This is a genomic window from Clostridium sp. AM49-4BH (assembly GCF_003478335.1).
Classification (GTDB): domain Bacteria; phylum Bacillota; class Clostridia; order Lachnospirales; family Lachnospiraceae; genus Butyribacter.
In genome coordinates this window covers 1-2838 of the sequence record NZ_QUFB01000103.1, presented here as the reverse complement: position 1 = coordinate 2838, position 2838 = coordinate 1, and the positions used below count along the sequence as shown (strand labels likewise).

The following is a 2838-nucleotide window of genomic DNA, read 5'->3' as shown; positions in this document are numbered from 1 at the left end:
AATTCTTTGTATTCAAGTGAATTGAAATATGTATATGTACAAATGAATGCTTTGCCCAAAAGTAAAAATTTTTTTAATGCTGATGATTTAAAAGATGAAAGATGGTTTAATAAAATTGAAGCAAGATTAAAAAAATATTCAATGTTTGAGCAGTTCTAGGGAGGTGGATAAAACTGCATGAGAGAAGATATAAAGTTGTGGATAAAACAATTTGCATTGGAAAGTACTGGTATACATATAGATGAAACGATTAGCCTTCTTGATCCTAGAAATGGATTAATGCCGAGGGATTTAATTGTACTTTTCTTTGAATTGCAAAAACATTATAAAATAAAGTTTGTAGAGCAGGATATAATTGCAAATAGATTTGACTATTTGGATAATATTGTTAAAGCTGTTGAGGATAAATTGAAATAGTACAAATAATTTATTAGAATTCTGTATTTGATAAAAGTCAGGGAAGATAAAGCCAGATAAGTTTAGGGGGCGTGGGAGTAAAATCCTGCGTCCTTTTTATCTGTTTTGTTTTAATAGCAGGCAAAAAATGGCGAAAATATAAAAAAATGCAAGAAATGGCGAGTAATTTATCGAGGAATAAGTTATCCTTTGAGTAAGATAGATGGACTGTGGTTATGTATAAAATTTTGCAAGTAATAAATTTTATACGAAAAAAACACAGAAAGGGGTTGCATATATGCAGGCTGATACATATAATCTCGACAGACAGACAGACAGACAGACAGACAGACAGACAGACAGACAGACAGACAGACAGACAGACAGACAGGATAAGTCTGTTTTCTTTTGGCATGATCTGATTGTATATGGCACATTTTGGTTATGCGTTAGTGCATAATTGAAATGTGCCTTTTATATTGAAACCACCTTGATGTACGGTCATATATTGACTTGTATATATACATATTGATGGGACAACAAAGAACCATTTTATCCATTAGGAAGGAGACAAGACAAATGTTTAAGAAACTTAACAAAATGAAGATTGGTGCACGACTGAAAAAATCTTTCAGACAGATTATTCTCATTTTTGGAATATTATCAGCACTGGTTGTAGTGATTATGCTTTATACGATAAACAACTATGGAACGATACTGGATAATTATGCGTATCCACAGGGAGACATTGCTATGGCAATGAATGAATCAGCGGAAGTAAGGGCTGCCTCAAGAGGTATTGTAGGTTATGATTCAGATAGTCTCATTGAAAGTATGAAAGAACAGCATGAACAGGCTGTTAAATCGTTTGAGGAATATTTGGAAAAAATACGTCCAACAATGATAACAAAAGAAGGAACTGCCTGCATGGACGCTATTGATAAAGCATGGGCAGAGTATAAAGAAGTGGATGCAAAAGTAATTGAGGTAGGTGCAACGACTGATACTGCTAAATCGTTACAGGCTCAACAGATGATGACCGATGAAGCAGCACCAAAATATCAGGCTTTGGATGATGCATTACAGAAATTAATGAGTTTGAATATTTCACTTGGAAACGCTAAACGTGCACAGTTGAGAACGGTTATGATAGCTGCATTGACAATTATAATAATTGTAATTGCAGTATCAACGATTTATTCAAACAGTCTTTCCGTTGCAATATCAAAGAGCATTGAAAAACCATTAAATGAATTAAAGGACAGATTTATTACATTTGCAGAGGGTGACATAGATTCTCCACTTCCAACGGTTGAGTCTGAGGATGAAATTAAGGAACTTGTGTCTGGTGTATCTGCAATGTCAGACAGAATCAGAGTTATCATTAAAGATTCTGGCAGAATGTTAAATGAAATGTCAGAAGGTAATTTTGCGATTGATACAGAGTGTGAGGAAGTATATACAGGAGCATTTACCGATTTGCTGACAGGCATAAGAAAAATGAATGAGGAGATTGATACAACTGTAAGAGGGGTAGATGATGCATCGGGGCAGGTTCTTACAGGTTCCACAAATCTTGCAGAAGCGGCACAGTCTTTAGCAGAAGGCGCAACGGATCAGGCGGCATCGGTTGAGGAAATGCAGGCAACTATCAATGAACTTACAAGCGGAATAAAAACAACAGCAGAAGAATTGGGAACAGCTTACGATGAAGCCTATAAGTATGCGGAGATTGCAGAAGGCAGTCGTGGAGATATGGAAGTATTAGTGCAGGCTATGTCACGCATAAATGAAACCTCTGAGAAGATAGGAGCAATTATCACACAGATTGAAGATATTGCAAGCCAGACAAATCTTCTTTCATTAAATGCTTCGATTGAAGCAGCAAGAGCCGGAGAAGCCGGAAAAGGTTTTGCTGTTGTTGCGGATCAGATCAGAAACCTTGCAGAACAGAGTGCAAAATCAGCGGTGGATTCAAAAGCACTTATTGAAGCGGCTATTCATGAGGTTGGAGATGGAAATATGTATGCAGAGAAAGCCTCAACTTCATTGAGAGAAGTTGTGGATGGCATACAGGCGATTGCGGACAGTGCGAAAAAGATAAAAGAAATTTCCATTGAACAGGCAGACAGTATGGAACAGGTAGAGGCAACCGCAGAAAGAATTGCTGAAGTTGTTCAGAATAATTCGGCTGCGGCACAGGAAACATCAGCGACGAGTGAAGAACTTACAGCTCAGGCTACAACACTTAGCGGTATGGTTCGGTATTCAAATTAAGACAATAAGAATAGACAAAGTTTTTAGTGGATGATTGTTTTTTTACACAGTTAAAGAATAATCGTCCACTTTTCTGTTTTGGGCAAGAAAATGTTTTTTACTTTTAGTTCGGTTATATGGTTATTTATAATAAAAATATAGAAACAATGCGTCGTTTAATAGATG

General features: G+C 36.4%; 3 protein-coding genes. All 3 read left to right on the top strand.

From position 1 onward, the window contains the following. Positions 1 to 177: 177 nt before the first annotated feature. Positions 178 to 417: a hypothetical protein gene (locus DW981_RS14380; protein WP_055196153.1), complete on the top strand. Its 240-nt coding sequence runs from the start codon at positions 178 to 180 to the stop codon at positions 415 to 417. A 277-nt stretch (positions 418 to 694) separates the two neighbouring features. Beyond that, positions 695 to 856 (top strand): hypothetical protein, encoded by a 162-nt coding sequence (locus DW981_RS15270; protein WP_182434310.1) that lies wholly within the window; start codon positions 695 to 697, stop codon positions 854 to 856. A gap of 119 nt (positions 857 to 975) precedes the next feature. Then, positions 976 to 2673, top strand: a complete 1698-nt coding sequence (locus tag DW981_RS14375) for a methyl-accepting chemotaxis protein (protein ID WP_118508224.1) — start codon at positions 976 to 978, stop codon at positions 2671 to 2673. Positions 2674 to 2838 lie beyond the last annotated feature (165 nt).